5 protein-coding genes are annotated in these 17,552 nt (G+C 67.9%); 3 read left to right on the top strand and 2 right to left on the bottom strand.

Going from position 1 to position 17,552, the window contains the following annotated elements:
* Positions 1 to 4: 4 nt before the first annotated feature.
* Positions 5 to 1,309 carry a sugar porter family MFS transporter gene (locus PW843_25255; protein ID MDE1149872.1) on the bottom strand — a complete coding sequence of 435 codons (1,305 nt, stop codon included), beginning with the start codon at positions 1,307 to 1,309 and terminating at the stop codon, positions 5 to 7.
* 183 nt (positions 1,310 to 1,492) lie between these two features.
* Here PW843_25255 and PW843_25260 point away from each other — a divergent pair, with 183 nt between their 5' ends.
* The 3 genes from PW843_25260 to PW843_25270 all read left to right on the top strand — a co-directional run bounded on the left by PW843_25260 (position 1,493) and on the right by PW843_25270 (position 10,032).
* On the top strand, positions 1,493 to 4,939 hold the full coding sequence (locus PW843_25260; GenBank protein MDE1149873.1) for a beta galactosidase jelly roll domain-containing protein: 3,447 nt from the start codon (positions 1,493 to 1,495) through the stop codon (positions 4,937 to 4,939).
* Between the two features lie 777 nt (positions 4,940 to 5,716).
* Positions 5,717 to 8,818, top strand: a complete 3,102-nt coding sequence (locus PW843_25265; protein MDE1149874.1) for a TonB-dependent receptor — start codon at positions 5,717 to 5,719, stop codon at positions 8,816 to 8,818.
* A 176-nt stretch (positions 8,819 to 8,994) separates the two neighbouring features.
* Positions 8,995 to 10,032 (top strand): LacI family DNA-binding transcriptional regulator, encoded by a 1,038-nt coding sequence (locus PW843_25270; GenBank protein MDE1149875.1) that lies wholly within the window; start codon positions 8,995 to 8,997, stop codon positions 10,030 to 10,032.
* A gap of 132 nt (positions 10,033 to 10,164) precedes the next feature.
* Here PW843_25270 and PW843_25275 read toward each other — a convergent pair whose 3' ends face one another.
* Positions 10,165 to 17,397: a hypothetical protein gene (locus PW843_25275; GenBank protein ID MDE1149876.1), complete on the bottom strand. Its 7,233-nt coding sequence runs from the start codon at positions 17,395 to 17,397 to the stop codon at positions 10,165 to 10,167.
* Positions 17,398 to 17,552 lie beyond the last annotated feature (155 nt).

Below are 17,552 nucleotides of genomic sequence, written 5' to 3' on the forward strand. Positions count from 1 at the left end.
CCACTCAGGTCTCCAGCCTTTCCGCCATTTCCTCCAGCGAGACGCGTTTGGTCTCGGGGAAGAAGGCCAGCACGACGACGAACTGCAATGCCATCATGGCGGCGAACAGGAAGAAGGGCGCACCCTTGGAATACTGCGCCACCAGGGGGAAGGTGCCCGACAGCACGGCGTTGGCCAGCCAGTGGGTGGCGCTGCCCAGGCTTTGCCCCCGGGCGCGGACGGGTGTGGGGAAAATCTCCGCGATATAGACCCAGATGACGGCCCCCTGGCTGAACGCGAAGGAGGCGATGAAACCCAGCAGGGCCCAGATCAGCCAGGCGCCCTGGCCCAGGCCGGACAGGATCAGGGCGGCCCCCACCAGGCTGGCGGTCATGCCCACCGCCCCCACCAGCAGCAGGGTACGGCGCCCCGCCCGGTCGATCACCGTCATGGCGATACCGGTGAACAACAGGTTGGTGGCGCCCACCGCCACCGATTGCAAATCGGCCGAGACCTTGCCGAAACCCGCCGCCGCGAAGATGTCGTTCAGGTAATAGAGGATGGCGTTGATGCCGCTCAACTGGTTGAACAGCGCCAGGCTGACGGCCAGCAGGATGGGCCGGCGGTGATGGCGCCAGGACAGGCGTCCCTCACCTTCGACACCCGCCTGGGCCAGACTGCGCAAGGTGGTGTCCGGATCGGCCACGCCCATGCGCGCCAGGACCCCGGCCGCCTCGTTCAGGCGGCCCTTGGCGGCCAGCCAACGGGGGCTGTTCGGGATGATGACCAGCAGGCTGAGGAACACGGCGGACGGCACGGCCGTCACCGCCAGCTTCCACCGCCATTCGGCGTCGCCCAGCCCCAGGCCACCCACCAGGTAGTTGCTGAGATAGGCCACCAGGATGCCCAGCACGATGTTCATCTGGAACAGGCCGACCAGGGCGCCGCGCCGGCGCGGCGGCGCGATCTCCGCGATATAGACGGGTGCCAGCACCGACGACCCGCCGATGCCCAGGCCGCCGATGAAGCGGAAGAAGACCAGCGACGGCCAATCCCAGGCCATGGCCGACCCCACGCCCGAGATAAGGTACAGCAGCGCCATCACCCGCAGGCAGTCACGGCTGCCGTACCGGTCGCCCGGCCGGCCGGCGCCCAGCGCCCCGATGCAGGTGCCGACAAGCGCGCTGGACACGGTGATGCCCACGGCCCCCGGCGACAGGCCCATCAGCGTGCGCAAATCGCCGGTGACGCCGGCGATGACCGCGGTGTCGAAGCCGAACAGCAAGCCGGCCAAGGCCGCGGTTGCGATACTGATGAACAAAAATGCCATCTGGTTGATCCTCCCTCTTTTTTCTTTAAACAATTTGTTTTAATAAATGATCGGAGCGCTTGTGTCGATACGCCATGAAACGGCGGAACCGCAGGACGTTCAAGGGGATGGCCCAGTAGGGTACCATCGCCGATGATAAGAAAAGGGGCGGCCGATGCCGTCACCGCCAGGGAGGGCGTTAGGATGCGTGCACCGATGAATGCTGGCCGCCGACTGCTGTGGGCGTCGCTGATGATGTCCGCCGCGATGACCGGGCCGCTGGCCGCCGCCGCCGATACGCCCGCTTATGGCCCCTATAACGCCGCCATCGCCGCCGGTGGTGACGGCCTGGCCAAGCCCCTGAACGGCGCCAGCCTGCCGGCGGACGGCCCCTGGACCCTGTCCGGCTGGTTCCAGGCGGATGAGTTGGGCAAGGGCATCGCCTTGATCGCGGGCGTGGGCGACGCGGTGAACGGCCGTTACCTGGCCTTGAACGACGGCCGCCTCAGCCTGCGCACCGGCAACGGCGCACCCCTGTCCGGCGGATCGGCGGTGAAGCCGGGCACCTGGCACCACGCGCTGGCCAGCTTCGACGGCAAGACCGCGCGCCTGTACCTGGATGGGGCGGAGGTGGCGCGCGGCACCCCGGCATCCGGCATCGTCACCCCCACGGTGGGCCTGGCCCCCCGCACCGCCACCACCAATGCCTTCGCCGGCGACATCGCGGGCTTCACCGTGCGGGCCGGCGCCGTTGGCGCCGATGAGGCCAAGGCGGAGGCCGGCCATCAGCCGGACGCCAGCCTGATCAATTTCGAAGCCGGCAGCCCCACCTGGCCCGTGCAGGTGAAGCAGATCATGATGGGCCAGGTGACGCCGCAGGATCCCTGGACCCTGCCCAAGAGCGGTGCGTCCTATTCCAAGCCGGTGGCCCAGCCCCTGCCCCCCGCCGGCCCGGCGCTGACGGCCGATGGCGCCGACGCCTGGACGGTGGGCGGCTGGCGCCTGGCGGAGGGGCCCAGCGTGCAGGTCGACGGCGCGCACGTGTCGCAGCCGGGCTTCGACACCAAATCCTGGTATGTGGCGACAGTGCCCGGCACGGTGCTGACCACCCTGGTCGACCGGGGCGTCTATCCCGACCCCGATTATGGCCTGAACAACCTGGCCATCCCGGAAAAGCTGAACCGCCAGGATTACTGGTACCGGACGGAGTTCGACGTGCCGGCCACCCTGGACGGCCGCCACCCGCTGCTGACCTTCAAGGGCATCAACTACGCCGCCGAGGTCTGGCTGAACGGCAAGCGCCTGGGCGCGGTGCGCGGCGCCTTCATCCGCGGGCAGTTCGACGTCACCGGCCATTTGCGCCCGGGGCAGAAGAACGTGCTGGCGGTCAAGATCGCCCCGCCGCCCCATCCCGGCGTGCCGCATGAGCAATCCATCGCCGCCGGCGTGGGTGAGAACGGCGGCATGCAGGCGCTGGACGGCCCCACCTTCATCGCCAGCGAGGGCTGGGACTGGATCCCGGCGGTGCGCGACCGCAACACCGGCCTGTGGCAGGACGTGGTGCTGACCGCCACCGGCCCAGTGCGCATCGGCGACACCCAAGTGGTGACCAAGCTGCCCCTGCCCGACACCTCCAAGGCCGATATCACCATCACCGTGCCGGTGGAAAACCTGACGGCCCAGCCGGTGCAGACGGAGATCCGCGCCGCCTTCGACGACGTCACCGTCACCAAGACGGTGACCCTGGCGCCGGGTGCCGGCAGCGTCACGCTGTCCCCATCGGAATTCCCGCAGCTGAGCGTGAAGAAGCCCGCGCTGTGGTGGCCCAACGGCCTGGGTGAGCCCACCCTGCACAACCTCACCTTGGCCGCCGCCGCCGGTGGTGCCAAATCGGATGAGAAGCACACCCGCTTCGGCATCCGTGAGGTGTCGTATGAGCTGTCGCTGATGGACAGCACCCAGCACCTGCGCCGGGTGGAGGTGGACCCCACCGCCGCCTTCCAGCGGGGCGAGCGCGTGGTGGATGGCAGCCACACCGGCATCCACAAGATCGCCGGCGGCTGGGTGTCGTCCCTGCTGCCGGGCGCGGAAAAATCACCGGCGGTGACGCCGGTGGCCGACGAGCGCCTGGCGCCCTACCTGATCCTGAAGGTCAACGGCGTGCGGGTGCCCGCGCGCGGCGGCAGCTGGGGCACCGACGATTGGCGCAAGCGCGTGTCGCGCGACCGGCTGGAACCCTTCTTCCGCCTGCATCGCGAGGCCCACGTCAACATCATCCGCAACTGGGTGGGCCAGAACACCGAGGATGTGTTCTTCGACCTGGCCGACGAATACGGCCTGATGGTGCTGAACGATTTCTGGGAAAGCACCCAGGATTACAACATCGAGGCCGAGGACGTGCCGTTGTTCCTGGACAACGCCGCCGACGTCATCCGCCGCTATCGCAACCACCCGTCCATCGTCATGTGGTTCGGCCGCAACGAGGGCGTGCCCCAGCCGGTGCTGAACGAGGGGCTGGAGAACCTGATCGCCACCCTGGACGGCACCCGTTACTACAGCGGCAGTTCCAACCGCGTGAACCTGCAGGACAGCGGCCCCTACGACTATCGCGACCCGTCGCTGTACTTCACCAAGTTCTCGCGCGGCTTCGCGGTGGAGGTGGGCACCCCCTCCTTCCCCACGCTGGAGGCGTTCCAGGCGGCGGTGCCGGCGGCCGACCGCTGGCCGGTCAGCGACAATTGGGCCTATCACGACTGGCACCAGAGCGGCAACGGCGACACCCACGGCTTCATGAAGGCCCTGGAAAGCCGGTTCGGCCCCGCCACCAGCCTGGCGGACTTCGAACGCAAGGCCCAGATGATGAACTACGAAAGCCACCGGGCCATTTTCGAGGGCATGAACGCCGGCCTGTGGACGGTGAACAGCGGCCGCCTGCTGTGGATGACCCAGCCGGCCTGGCCCAGCACCAACTGGCAGATCATGAGCCACGACTACGACACCCACGGCGCCTTCTACGGCGTGCAGAAGGCGGCGGAGCCCTTGCACGTGCAGTTGAACCTGCCGGACAACGGGATCACCGTCGTCAACAACACCCGCGAGGCCCGCAAGGGCCTGAGCTTGCGCACCCGGGCCTACACGGTCGAGGGCAAGCAACTGCTGGACAAGTCCCAGGCCGTGGACGCCCCGGCCGACGCCGCCACCCTGGTGCAGCACCTGGATCTGGCCGCCGACATCCAGGCCAACGGCCTGGTCATGGTGGAACTGCTGCTGTCGGACGCCAACGGCACCCTGTCGCAGAACGTCTACTGGCGGGCCAACGACGATGCCGGCAACCGCCGCCTGAACGATTTGTCGCCCCAGCCGGTGACGATTGCCGCCACGACGGAGAAGGCGGGTGAGGAGGTGCGGGTGCGCGTCACCCTGGCCAACACCGGCGGCGTCCCGGCCCTGATGGGCAAGCTGACCCTGCTGAACGCCGACGGCACCCGCCTGCTGCCGGCCTACGCCAGCGACAATTACATCTCCCTGATGCCGGGTGAACAGCGGCAGGTCACCATCGCCTATCCGGCGGCGGCGGCCCACGGCCAACCGCAGGTGGCCTTGCGCGGCTGGAACATCCAGCCCGCCACGGCGCCGGTCACGGGGCAATAAACCCCAAGCTCACCTCGGGGCCGTGCCGCAGTGGTCGCGGCACGGCCCCGATTGCATTCAAGGGTTGCCGCAACGCTCACACCCCCAGCGGGATGAGTCCGGTGATTTCACCCAACAAGGCCTCCACCCGGCCCCTTCCGCATGGGCATAATTTATGCGAAATCCCTAATAAGATCAGGCCCAATATTCAATTTATTTCAACCGTTTAGGAGATAAGGCGCGGTGCGACTTGCCGTTCACCACGCCGGACGCCCACCTTATACCCAGAAGATAGTTGTGATTAAAAAAACCAAAAAGGAGAATTAAGTTGACAACGCTGTCAACACAACTGCTAATAACATCGCTGACATAAACGCCAACCGCAGGATCCATCGTCGGTCTAGAAGCGATGGGGTTCCTGGCAATGGGGTATGAGCACCCTGGCGGGCGTTGAGCGGCGGAGCCTTCGGTGCGGCTTCAAGTAAATAATAATATTCCTCGGGAGGATGAGAGACATGAGCGCAAGAGCACTCTGCCCTGCCTGTCACACAGAAAACCCTTATCGATTGAAGCGGCCGATCCACTCCACCTAAGCGGAGGGATGCGGGCGTAGCCGGCTGTCAGATCGGCACGTTCCCGCACGTCGGCACGCAAGTGTCGGCACGCAAGTAAAGCATCGCGACCGGACAGCATCGCTGCGCCGAACCCTGTCTTGCGCCCGCATTGCCGGGCGCCGGCGGGGGCGGACGGGCGGTGGCCGGACCCGCGTACCCACGAGAACCCGTAGGGAGGGAAATCATGCACGGAGAGTTGAAGATTTTGCGGCGGCTGTTGATGGGCGCCGCCTCCATCGCCATCCTGGCGGCCGGCGCCGCCTCGGCCCAGACCGCCGCCCCCGCCGCCGACCCGCAGGCGGCCGTCGATCCCCAGGCGGCCCCGGCCCCGTCGGGCGCGCCGGATGAGATCATCGTCACCGGTTTCCGCCGCTCGCTGGCCGACGCCCTGGAAAACAAGCGCCAGTCCAACCTGATCATTGAATCGGTCACGGCCGAGGACATGGGCAAGATGCCCGACCAGGACATCGCGGAATCGCTGCAGCGCCTGTCGGGCATCCAGATCGACCGCGCCAACGGCGAAGGCACCAAGGTGCGCATCCGCGGCCTGGACCAGAACATCACCCTGCTGAACGGCGAGCCCTTCCTGTCCGGCCTTGAGGCCTACGCCACCGGTGAAGGCTCGGGCGGCGGCGGCGGCACCGCCACCAACTCGCTGGAAGCCATCCCGGCCGACCTGATCGCCGGCGTCGACGTCTACAAGACGCCCAACGCCCAGCTGGTGGACGGCGGCATGGGCGGCGTCATCAACCTGAAGACCCGCTCGGCCCTGGACACCCCGCAGGGCTGGACCGTGGGCGGCAACTTCCGCATGACCAACGGCCAGAACGCCCGCATGGACAGCTGGACACCGGTGGGCGCCATCGTCGGCAGCTATAACTTCAACAACAAGATCGGCGTGACGGCGGCGTTCTCCTACTCGCAGACCGACACCCATTCGGACGTGATGCAGGGCCAGAACCGCGGCGGCTGGGCCATCGAGCCGGCGGCGGGCACGGCCGCCGGGGCCGGCAACCCCATGGCCACCATCCCCGTGTCCTACATCTCGCCGGAACTGCTGTACTACACCGACCGCGATACCGAGCGCACCCGCATCAGCAGCCAGCTGGGCATCGACTACGCCGCCACCGATAGCCTGACCTTCAACGCCGACTGGCTGCATTCCACCTACGACATCCTGACCCAGGAAGCGTCGAACAAGGTGTGGTTCAACAGCAACGGCTTAGGGTTGGGTATCGACCCCACCAAGCCCTATGAGATCGACAGCAACGGCGTCATCAAGTCCGCCACCATCCAGGCCCTGGGCGCGGAGGGCGACAGCGATGTGCAGAACGTCCATGTCACCGCCGACAACTTCCATTTCGGCGGCAAGTGGGACAATGGCGGCCCGCTCCGCGGCAGCTTCAAGGTGTCCTACGCCCGGTCGGAATATAATTCCGACAGCGCCCAGCAGGACGTGGAATATTCGCAGTACAACGCCTCGGTCGCCTGCGCCACCAGCCCCACCGGCTATTGCGCCCAGCCGCTGAACCCGTCGGCCCCCGGCGGCAGCAGCCCGATCAGCCACGGGCCCGCCTATTCCTTCACCTATGTGAACAATGGCACGCTGCCGACCATCAGCTACAACGCGCCCTATGCCAACCTGATCAGCGACCCGAACAACGCGGTGTTCAAGTCGGCCTGGGCCTGGAACATCCATTCCAAGGACGATGTCTGGTCCGGCCATGCCGACGCCGAATACGATCCGGAATTCATCAAGGCGATCAAGACCACCATCTCCGCCGGCATCCGCTTCACCGACAACAAGATCAACTACAGCCTGTCGCACTTCGAACTGGACAAGTCGTCAGGTGGCCAGCAGGCCTATTGCAGTAACGGCACCTGCTACGGCACCTACGGCTATTACATGGACCCGGGCATCCTGAACGAAGGGGCCGCGGGCTTCGGCGGCAACAACGCCGTGGGCGCCACCGGCACCGCGACCACGCCCCCCGTCATCGTCGTCGGCACCGCCCAGTCCGCCCCCAACCGCGCCCAGACCATCAGCAATTTCTTCCCCAGCGGCAGTGCCGGCGGCGCCCTGCTGGTGCAGAACCTGTCGCAGATGCAGAACCCGGTGCAGTGGCTGCAGAGCCTGTTCCCCAACTTCCCGGGCCAGATGGTGCGCGACCCGGTCAATTCCTTCATCGTGGAAAGCAAGCAGACGTCCGGCTATGTCATGGCCGACTTCGGCGGCAAGGAGGATCGCTTCCACGTGAACGCGGGCGCCCGCCTGGTTGACACCCGCCAGACGGTGACGGCCGGCGCCCTGCCCGCCAACCCCATCTACCTGTCGGACGAGTCCTGGGACGGCTCCAACGCCATCACCAACCCCAACACGGTCACGCGTGAGCGGGATTACACCGACATCCTGCCCAGCCTGAACATCGTGCTGGACCTGACCGAAGACCAGAAGGTGCGCTTCAGCACCGCCCGCGTGATGTCCGCGCCCAGCCCCTACCAGCTGGGCACCGGCGCGCAGTACAACTTCACCCGCTACACCGACGCCGCCACCGGCAAGCAGGGCTTCCAGTTCACCGGCGGCAGCGGCGGCAACCCGGACCTGGATCCCTTCCGCGCCACGCAGCTGGACCTCAGCTACGAATACTACTTCGGCAGCCAGGGTGCGGTGACGGTGGGCGGCTTCTACAAGTCCATCGACACCTTCATCCAGACGCAGACCACCTCCATCACCGTGATGGACGATTTCGGCGGCACGGCCGGCGGCTTCACCGCCCCCAGCAACGGCACCGGCGGCAGCATCAAGGGTTTTGAACTGGGCGCCCAGTACGCCTTCGACATGGGGTTGGGCTTCAACGCCAACTACACCTACTCCCTGTCGTCGTCGTCGACCTCCACCTCGTTCGTGAACCGCCTGCCCATCCCGGGCGTGTCGCTGCACGCCCTGACGGGGCAGGCCTATTACGAGCATGGCGGCCTGGAGGCGCGCGTGTCCTACAGCTGGCGGTCCAGCTCGGTGAACGGCGACGCCATCGGGTCCACCTTCGCCTTCACCGACGCCACCACCGGCAAGACGGTGACCTACGGCGTGTTCAGCCGGCCCTACGGCCAGTTGGACGCCCAGTTGGCCTACCAGTTCACGCCGGAGTTCGGCGTCACCTTCGAGGCCATCAACCTGACGGACGAGGCCCAGGAGACCTACCTGCAGTTCAAGAGCCAGCCCTTCACCTACATGAACTCGGGCCGCCGATTCATGCTGGGTGGCCGGTTCAAGTTCGGCGCCTGATCCACTTATCCCGGATCGGGCATCGGGGGCGGCCCCAGCGCATCGGGGCCATCTCATCAGTACCCTCGTTTTACTTTCCCTTCTTGACGCATGCCCTCTCCCCGGGGTCTCTGCGTCCACTATGGGGCGGCATGATGGTATTGTGCCGCCCTTCTTTTTTGTCAGGAGCCGATTCCATGGGGGCCGACGCCCGTAAGCCGACGATCATCGATGTCGCCCGACAGTCGGGCGTGTCGATCAAGACCGTGTCCCGGGTGTTGAATGGCGAGCCCTATGTCAACCGGGCCACGCTGGACCGCGTGACCCAAGCCATCAAGGATCTGGGCTATCAGCCCAATATGTCGGCGCGCACCCTGGCCGGCAAACGCTCATACCTGCTGGCCCATCTCTACGGCGACCCGGCCGGCCCCTACACCATGGAGATCCAGGCGGGCCTGCTGAACCGTTGCCGCGCCCTGGGCTATCACTTGCTGATCGAGGAGATCGACTACCGCGGCGATGACGTGGAACAGCGGGTGCGCGCCGTGCTGGATTGGCTGCGCCCCGACGGCGTGGTGCTGACGGCCCCCATCACCGACAACCCGGCCGTGCTGTCCGTGCTGGCGGGGAAAAGCGTACCGGTGGTGCGGGTGACGCCGGAACCGGGGGGGGAGGTATCCTCCTCCGTCTGGATAGACGAGCGCCAGGCGGCGGCGGCCATGACCCGCCATCTGCTGGCGCTGGGCCACCGGCGCATCGGCCTGATCAAGGGGCCCGGCAACCACGCGGCCACCGACCGGCGCCACCAGGGCTATCACGACGCGCTGGCGGAGGTGGGGATCGCGGAGGATCCGGCGCTGGTGGAACAGGGGGCCTTCACCTTTCCCTCGGCCTTGCCCTGCGCCGACCGCCTGCTGGGTTTGAGCGACCGGCCCACCGCCATCTTCGCCTGCAATGACGAGATGGCGGCCGGCGTCATCGTGGCGGCCCAGGCGCGGGGCCTCAAGCTGCCGGACGATCTGTCGGTGGCGGGCTTCGATGATTGCCCCATCGCCTCCATGACCTGGCCGGCCCTGACCACGGTGCGCCAGCCCATGAAGCAGCTGGGGGAGGAAGCGGCCGACCTGCTGATCGCCCGCCTGACGGAACGGCGCAACAACGGCGCCGTCCCCCACCGCCTGGTGCCGCATGAGATGGTGGTGCGCGCCTCCACCGCGCCCACACCGGCGCGGTAGGTTTTCGGCGGCATGAGTTCCCCCTCATGCCGCTAGGCCGCGACTGCGGTCGCCGGAAGTTTTTGGGGAGCGTAGCGGACTGAAAACTGAGGATAGCCAAGGGCCGGATGGCCCGCCGGCGCTTGAAGCGACCTAAAAACTCCAGCTGGCGCGCAGCACCCCGGAATGGCTCTGGTAGTCGCGGCGCAGCTCGCCGGCATATTCCAGGCGCAGGGTGAGACCATCGCCGTGGTCCAGGGTGGCGCCCAGGCCCAGGGCCAGACCGTCGGCGGCCAACTGGCCGGTGCTGCTGACGAAACCGACGCCACCCAGTTCGCCGGTGGTGGCGACGGGGCCGTTGAGGTAGTCGTGCACCCAGGCCACCCGCACATCGGGGCGCAGGCGGCCCACACCGGTGTCGAGGGCGGTGTCCAGGCGCACGCCCAACTCCTGCGTCAGATTGTCGGTCTTGAGCGCGCCGACGGCCAGGCCAGCCACGCCGGCGTCATGTTCATCATAGGCGTGGTTGGTCAGGCGCACGGCGCGCAGGCCAAATTCCGGCGTCAGGGTCAGGGCGCCCTGCACGGGCAGGGCGTACCCCACCGTCAGCTTGCCCACATATTGCTCCCCGCCATAGTTGGCGTTGGCGCGGGCACCCAGGAAATCGATCCAGCGGCGCTGGTCGTAATGGTTGTAGCCGAACGCCACCTGGCCCTCGACCGACAGGCGCTGGTCGGCGAAGTCGGGCCGCCAGACGCTGTAGGCCGTCAGCTGATAGGTCGCGACGCGCGTCAGGCTGCCAGCCGTGACACCCTGGCCGACGGCGGCACCGTTCAGCCAGCTGAACGCCAAGCCCGCCATGACCTGGCTGTCGGCATACCAGTCGCCGCCCAGCACCAGGCCGGCGCTGCTGGCACGATAGCCCGCCGCCTGCGGGCTGTCGCCGCGCAGGGCGCCACCACCCAGGACCTCCCCCCAGATCGTGCCCTGCCCACCGGCCGACCCGCTGCCGGCACCAGGCCCCCCATCGGCCATCACGGTCGCCGCCGTGCGCTGATGCTGGCTGATGGCGGTGGTGGTCGGGCTGACCGACAGGGCCACGGACTGGGCGGTCAATTGGCTGGGCGAAAGCTGCGCCACCGCCGCCTGGCGGGCGGCGCCGATCAGGCTGTCCAGGGGCGCCAGCACGGCCAACTGGACGGCCTGCGCTGCCGTGCCGCCACTGGCCGCGATGATGTCCAAGGCGGCGCCCGTGCCCATGGCCGCCCCGCCAGCAGCCCGGCCCACGGCGGCGTAGTTAGTGCCAGGCCTGGTTGGCGTCGTGCCCCCACCCGTCCCAACGTCCCCACCGCCGCCATTGCCACCGCCCGTCGCCCCCCCATCGCCACCCGTGGTTCCGGTGCTGGCCGTGTTCAGGGTCAGCACCAGGTCGGTCCTGCCGCCGCTGGTGATGGTGGAACTGGTCACGGTGTAGCCGGCGGCCGTCAGCACCAGGTTGCTGGTGGCAAGGCCGCCACTGGCCGCGACGATGGTGTAGCTGCCGGCCGACAGGGAACCGCTGGTGGCCTTCAGCGTGACACTGCCGCCGGTCAGGCTGGCCGATCCGCTGATCACCAGGCTGCCGTAGCTGCCGGTGCTGCTGACGCCGACCACCAGGTTGCCCGCCCTCTGGCTGTAGCTGCCGGTGATGTTGATGGCGCTGTTCACCAGCAGGGTCGCCCCGCTGTTGATCACGCTATGGCTGCCGACATTGATGTTGTCGTTCAGTAGCAGCGTGCCGGACGCGAAGCGCAGGTTGGCCAGGGTGTTGGTGATCTGGCCGACACCACCGTTGGTTCCCGTCAGCGTGCCCGGCGCCGCGTCCGTGCCGCCACTGATGGACAGGTCGGTGCTGGAATAGTTGGCGATATCGCCGACGATGGCGCCGGTGACCGACAGGGCGCCCAGGGTACCCGTGCTGGCGATGTACAGCGCCGTGGCGCCGCCGGCGGTGTTGGTCAGCGTGCCGGTGACGTTCAGCGTATCCAGCGTGCCGCCGATATAGTCGTTGGCGGCGCTGGCCAGCAGGGTGTTGCCGCTGACCGAACCGGTGGCATCCAGGCCGGTGATGCCGCTGGTGACGGTGGCCCCTGAGTAGCTGGAGCCCGCCCCACCCTGCACCAGGGCGACGCTATCGCCCACGAAGTAGTTGGCGACGCCCGACAGGCCGGCATTGACCGTGCCGCCGGTGATGTTGGCCGCCCCGCTGACGCTCAGCACATGGCCGGCGACATTCAGGCTGCCGCCGGTCTGGCTGTAGTTGCCCGTTACCGTCCCGTCGCCCGCCAGGGCCAGGCTGGCCCCGGTGTTGGTGACCGTGTGGCTGCCGACGTTGATGGCGTCGCCCAGGCTGAGGTCGCCCGAGGCGAACACCAGGTTGGCCTGCGTGTTGCTGATGGTGCCGCCGGTGAAGACACCCACCGTGCCGTTGGACCCGCCGGTCACCACCAAATCATTGGCGCCGTTGTTCACCACGTTGCCGATGATGGTGCCGCTGTTGGCGAGCGTGCCTAGCGTACCGGTCGGGGCGACATACAGCGCCGTGGCGCCACCGGCCGTGTTGGCCAGGGTGCCGGTGACCGCCAGGCTGTCCAGGCTGCCGCCAATGTAGTCGTTGGCGGCATTCGCCAGCAGGCTGGTGCCGCTGGTGGATGCCGTGGCGTCCAGGCCGGTAATGCCGCTGGTGACGGTGGCACCACCGTAGCTGGACCCCGCGCCGCCGCTGACCAGCGTGGCGCTGTCGCCCACCAGGTAGTTGGCAGTGGCGGACAGGCCGGCATTGACCACACCGCCGGTGATGCTGGCCGCACCGCTGATGCTCAGCACATGGCCATTGACGCCCAGGATGCCGGCCGACTGGCTGTAATTGCCGGTAACCGCCACATTGCTGGCCAGCGCCAGGTTGGCCCCGGCATTGGTCACCGTGTGGCTGCCGACGTCGATGGCGTCGCCCAGGCTGAGGTCGCCCGAAGCGAAGGTCAGGTTGGCCTGGGTGTTGCTGATGGTACCGCCGGTGAAGACGCCCACCGTGCCGTTGGAGCCACCGGTGATCACCAGATCATTGGCGCTGCTGTTGAGCACATTGCCGATGATGGTGCCGGTGTTGGAAAGATTGCCGACGTTGCCGCTGCCGGTGATGTTGACCGCCGTGACGGCGGACAGCGTGCCGCTGTTGGTCAGGGTGCCCAGGGTGCCGCTGACGTAATCGCTGACCAGGGTCAGGACCAGGTCGGTGGCGCTGCCACCGGCGACCGTGCCCAGGGTGGCGGTGAAGCCGCTGGCCGCCGCCGTCAGGCCGCTGGCCGACAGGCTGCCGCCGGCCTCGACGATGGTGTAGCTGTCGCCGGCCAGCAGGTTGGCGCCCGCCAGGGCGGTGACGGCCACGGTGCCGCCCGTCAGGCTGGCCGAACCGCTGACCACCAGTTCGCCGGCCGTACCACTGCCGATGCCGGCGGCCAGGGTGCCGCCCGTCTGGCTGTAGTTGCCCGTCACGCTGACGCTGCTGGCCAGCAGCACGGATGCGCCGTTGTTGACCAGCGTGCCGGTGCCGACGTTGACCGCGTCGCTGATCGCCACGTTGCCGGACGCCAGCACGACATTGGCGCCGGTGCTGGTGATGGTGCCGCCGGTCAGGCTGCCCGTCACCGAACCGCTGCCGCCGGTGATGCTGAGGGCGTTGGACGACAGGTTGACGATGTTGCCGCTGATGGTGCCGCTGTTGGCCAGGCTGCCCAGGCTGCCCGCGGCGTCCACCCGGATGGCATTGGCGCCCCCCACCAGGCTGCCGGTATTGACTAGTGTGCCCAGTGAACCGCCCGCCGCCACGTTCACGGCCGTCGCGGCGGTGAGGGCGCCGGTATTGGCCAGGGTGCCCAGGGTGCCACCGATATAGTCGCTGACCACCGTCAGCAGCAGGGCGGTGGCGCCGCCGTTGGTGGCGGTGCCCAGGGTGGCGCTGAAGCCCGTGACCATCGCCACCACATCTGTCGCCGCCAGCACCCCACCCACCTGGGCGAGGGTGTAGGCCTGCCCCGCGATCAGGTTGGTACCCGCCAGGGCGGAGACAGCGACGGTGCCACCCGTCAGTGCCGCACTGCCGCTGACCACCAGTTCACCTGCGCCGGCGCCACCCAGGCCAGCCACCAGGGTGCCGGCGACCTGGGCGTAATTGCCGGTGACGCTGACCGATCCGGTCAGCAGCACTGACGCCCCGGTGTTGACCAGTGTGCCGGCGCCGACGTTGACATCATCGTTCAGGGCCAAGTTGCCGGACGCCAGCACGACGTTGGCGAGCGTGCTGGTGATCGTGCCCTTTTGGCCGGCGGTGTAACCGGTCAGCGTACCGACGGCAACGCCGGAACCGCCGGTGATGCTGAGCGCCTCGCCCGACAGGTTGAGGATGTCGCCGGCGATGGTGCCGCTGTTGGCCAAGGTGCCCAACCGGCCGCCATTTTCCACCAGGATGGCGGTCGGCGCCGCGATCACGCCGCTGTTGGACAGGTATCCGATGGTGCCGGCGTTATAGACGCCGTAGGTCGCCCCCACCAGGGTACCGGCGTTCAGCACCGTGCCGATGCTGCCGATGTTGTAGAGGCCGGCGGCCGTGGGCGCGCCGGCGTCGATGATCCGGCCGTCATTGACCAGCACGTCGATGGTGCCGGCGTTGTAAAGCGCCAGCGGCGCCTGCACCACGCCGCTGTTGCTGAGCGTGCCGATATGGGCGCCGGCGTAGTTGCCGATGCCGGTCACCCCGCCGGTGATCGTACCGCCATTGTCCAGCGTGCCGACGGCACCCAGGTTGGCGACACCGGCGACGGTGCCCTGCAGGGTGCCGATATTGGTAAGGGTGCCGACGCTGCCGGCGGTGCCGACATAGACGGCGGTGTCGGCGCTGACCACGCCGCTGTTGCCCAGCGTGGCGGTGGTGCCGCCGATATAGTTGTTGGCCACCGTGGCCACCAGTTCCACCAGGCCGCCGATGGTGACGGTGGCGACCGCGGCCGTCAGGCCGGGCACCGTCACCTCGGTCAACACACCGCTGTAGCTGGACGCACCGCCACCGATCACCAGGGTGCCCAGCACGGCACCGGCCAACTGGGTGCCGCCGGCCGCCAGGTTGGCCGTCACCGTGCCGCCGCTGAGCAACGCCGCGCCGCTGACCACCAGCTGACTGGCGCCCAGCGCCAGGGTGCCGCCGGTCTGGGTATAGTTGCCGGTGATGGACAGGGTGGTGCCCAGCACCAGGCTGGCTCCGCTGTTCAGCACCGTGTGGGCGCCCACGTCGATGCCCGCGTTCACCAGCAGGCCACCGCCCCCGAACACCACGTCGCCGCCCCGGCTGCGCAGCAGGCCCACTCCACCGCCCAGGCCGATCAGGGTACCCAGCGCACCGCCGGTGGCCCCGGTGATGGTCAGGCCGGAGGTGCTGTCATTCAGGATGGCGCCAGCGATGACGCCGCTGTTGGAAAGAGTACCCAGCGTGCCGGTGGCGGCGACATACACCGCCGTCGCCGCCGTCAGGGTGCCGGTGTTGGCCAGCATGGGCAGGCTGCCGCCGACATAGTCGTTGGCCGCCGCCAGGACCAGGTCGGTCCCGTCCACCCGCCCGGTGGCCGCCAGGCCGGCAACACCGGCGACAACGGTGACGCCGGTATAGCTGGACCCCGCACCACCCTGCACCAGGGTGCCGGCGGCATCGCCCGCCAGATAGTTGGCGGTGGCGGACACGTGCCCCACCACCGTGCCGCCGGTCAGCGCGGCGGCGTCGCTGACCGCCAGCCAGGCGGTGCCGGGCGTGACCTCAAGGCTGCCCCGGGTCTGGGTGTAGCCGCCGGCGATGCTGACCACCCCGGACAGGGCCAGGGCGGCTCCGTTGTTCACCACCGCATGGCCGGTGACGTCCACCGCGTCGTTCAGCAGCAGGGCGCCGGGGCCGAACACCAGATCGCCCACGGTATGGCTGATGGTGGCCTGGGCGCCTGCGACACCCGTTAGCGTGCCCGGCACCGTGCCGCCGGCGATGGTCATGGCCTCGGCCGACAGGTTCACGATGTTGCCGATGATGGTGCCCTGGTTGACCAGGGCCGCCAGGGTGGCGCCGCTGTTCAGGCGCAGGGCGGTGGGGCCGCTGATCACGCCGCTGTTGCTGATGGTTCCGGTGGCGCCGGACAGGTCGATGCCGAAGCCGGTGCCCTTGATGACGCCGCTGTTGCTGACCGACCCCAGGATGGTGGCGTTGGCCAAGCCCTTGTAGCCACTGATGGTGCCGGCATTGTCCAGCAGGGTCAGCACGCCCTGGCCGTTGTAGACACCCTCCCCCCGGCTGGTGATGAGGCCGGTGTTGCTGACCGTGCCCAAGGTGCCCCAGTTCACCAGCGCCACGCTGCGCCCGGTGATGGTGCCGCTGTTGCTGACCGTGCCCAGCGTGCCCAGATTGTAGAGGCCGGACAGAAGGGCGCTGATGGTGCCGGCATTGTCCACCAGGCCGAAGGCGGCGCGGTTCAGCACCGCCGCCAGGGTGCCACCGGTGATGTTGCCGGTCAGGGAATTGATCAGCGTGCCGATCGTGCCCTCGTTCAACACACCCGACAGGCCCCCGATCAGGCCGCTGTTGTTCAGGATGCCCAGGCTGCCGATGGTGTGGACGTACAGGGCGGTGTTGGCGGCGTTGAGGGTGCCGCTGTTGGCCAGCACGCCGATGGTGCCCTTGTTGAACACCGCCACGCTGAAGCCCAGCACGGCGTTGGTGTTCACCAGCATGTCCAGCCGTCCGACATTCACCAATCCGCCGGCGGCACCATTCAGCACGCCGTTATTGATGAAGGTGCCGATGACACCGTCGTTATAGATGGCGAACTGGCTGCCGGCGATGCCGTCGCCGATGGTGCCGCTGTTGACCAGCGTGCCGACGGTGCCGCTGGTGTAGAACGCCGTGGTGGCGGCCGTCAGGTGGGCATGGGCGCCGATGGAAACGGTGTCGATGCTGCCCTGGTTCAGCAGGGCGACCGGCCCGCCGACGATGACGCCATCCTCCAGCAGCAGGCCGATGCTGCCCTGGTTGCGCAGGCCGAAGGTGCCGGTGATGCTGCCGTCATTGCTCAGCGTGGCGATGACACCGGTGTTGGCGACACCCGTTGCGCTGCCGCCCGCGACAATGCCGGTTCCGGTCACGACCAGGCTGTTGAGGGTGCCGGCGTTGGCATACCCGATGGTGGCGCCTGTCAGCGTCACGTCCTGCGCCCGCACGTCGGAAGGGGCCAGAACCACCCCCAGGATCAGCAGCGAGGTGCCCGCCAGCAGTCCGCCCGATGCCGGCATGCCGGCGACCTTGGCGCCTTTCACCATCACGCGTCCTCCCCACCCTCGTCGGTCCCTTTGCCCGGCGTTAGATCGCCAGTGCCTTTACCAAGCGCAGTTGTGGCGGTGTTGCCCGTGACCAAACGGTGACCGTCGGAAAAATGCGAAGATTAACCGCAATAAAATCGGCTGATTTCCAGAACTTG

This window comes from Azospirillaceae bacterium (assembly GCA_028283825.1).
Taxonomy (GTDB): Bacteria; Pseudomonadota; Alphaproteobacteria; order Azospirillales; family Azospirillaceae; genus Nitrospirillum.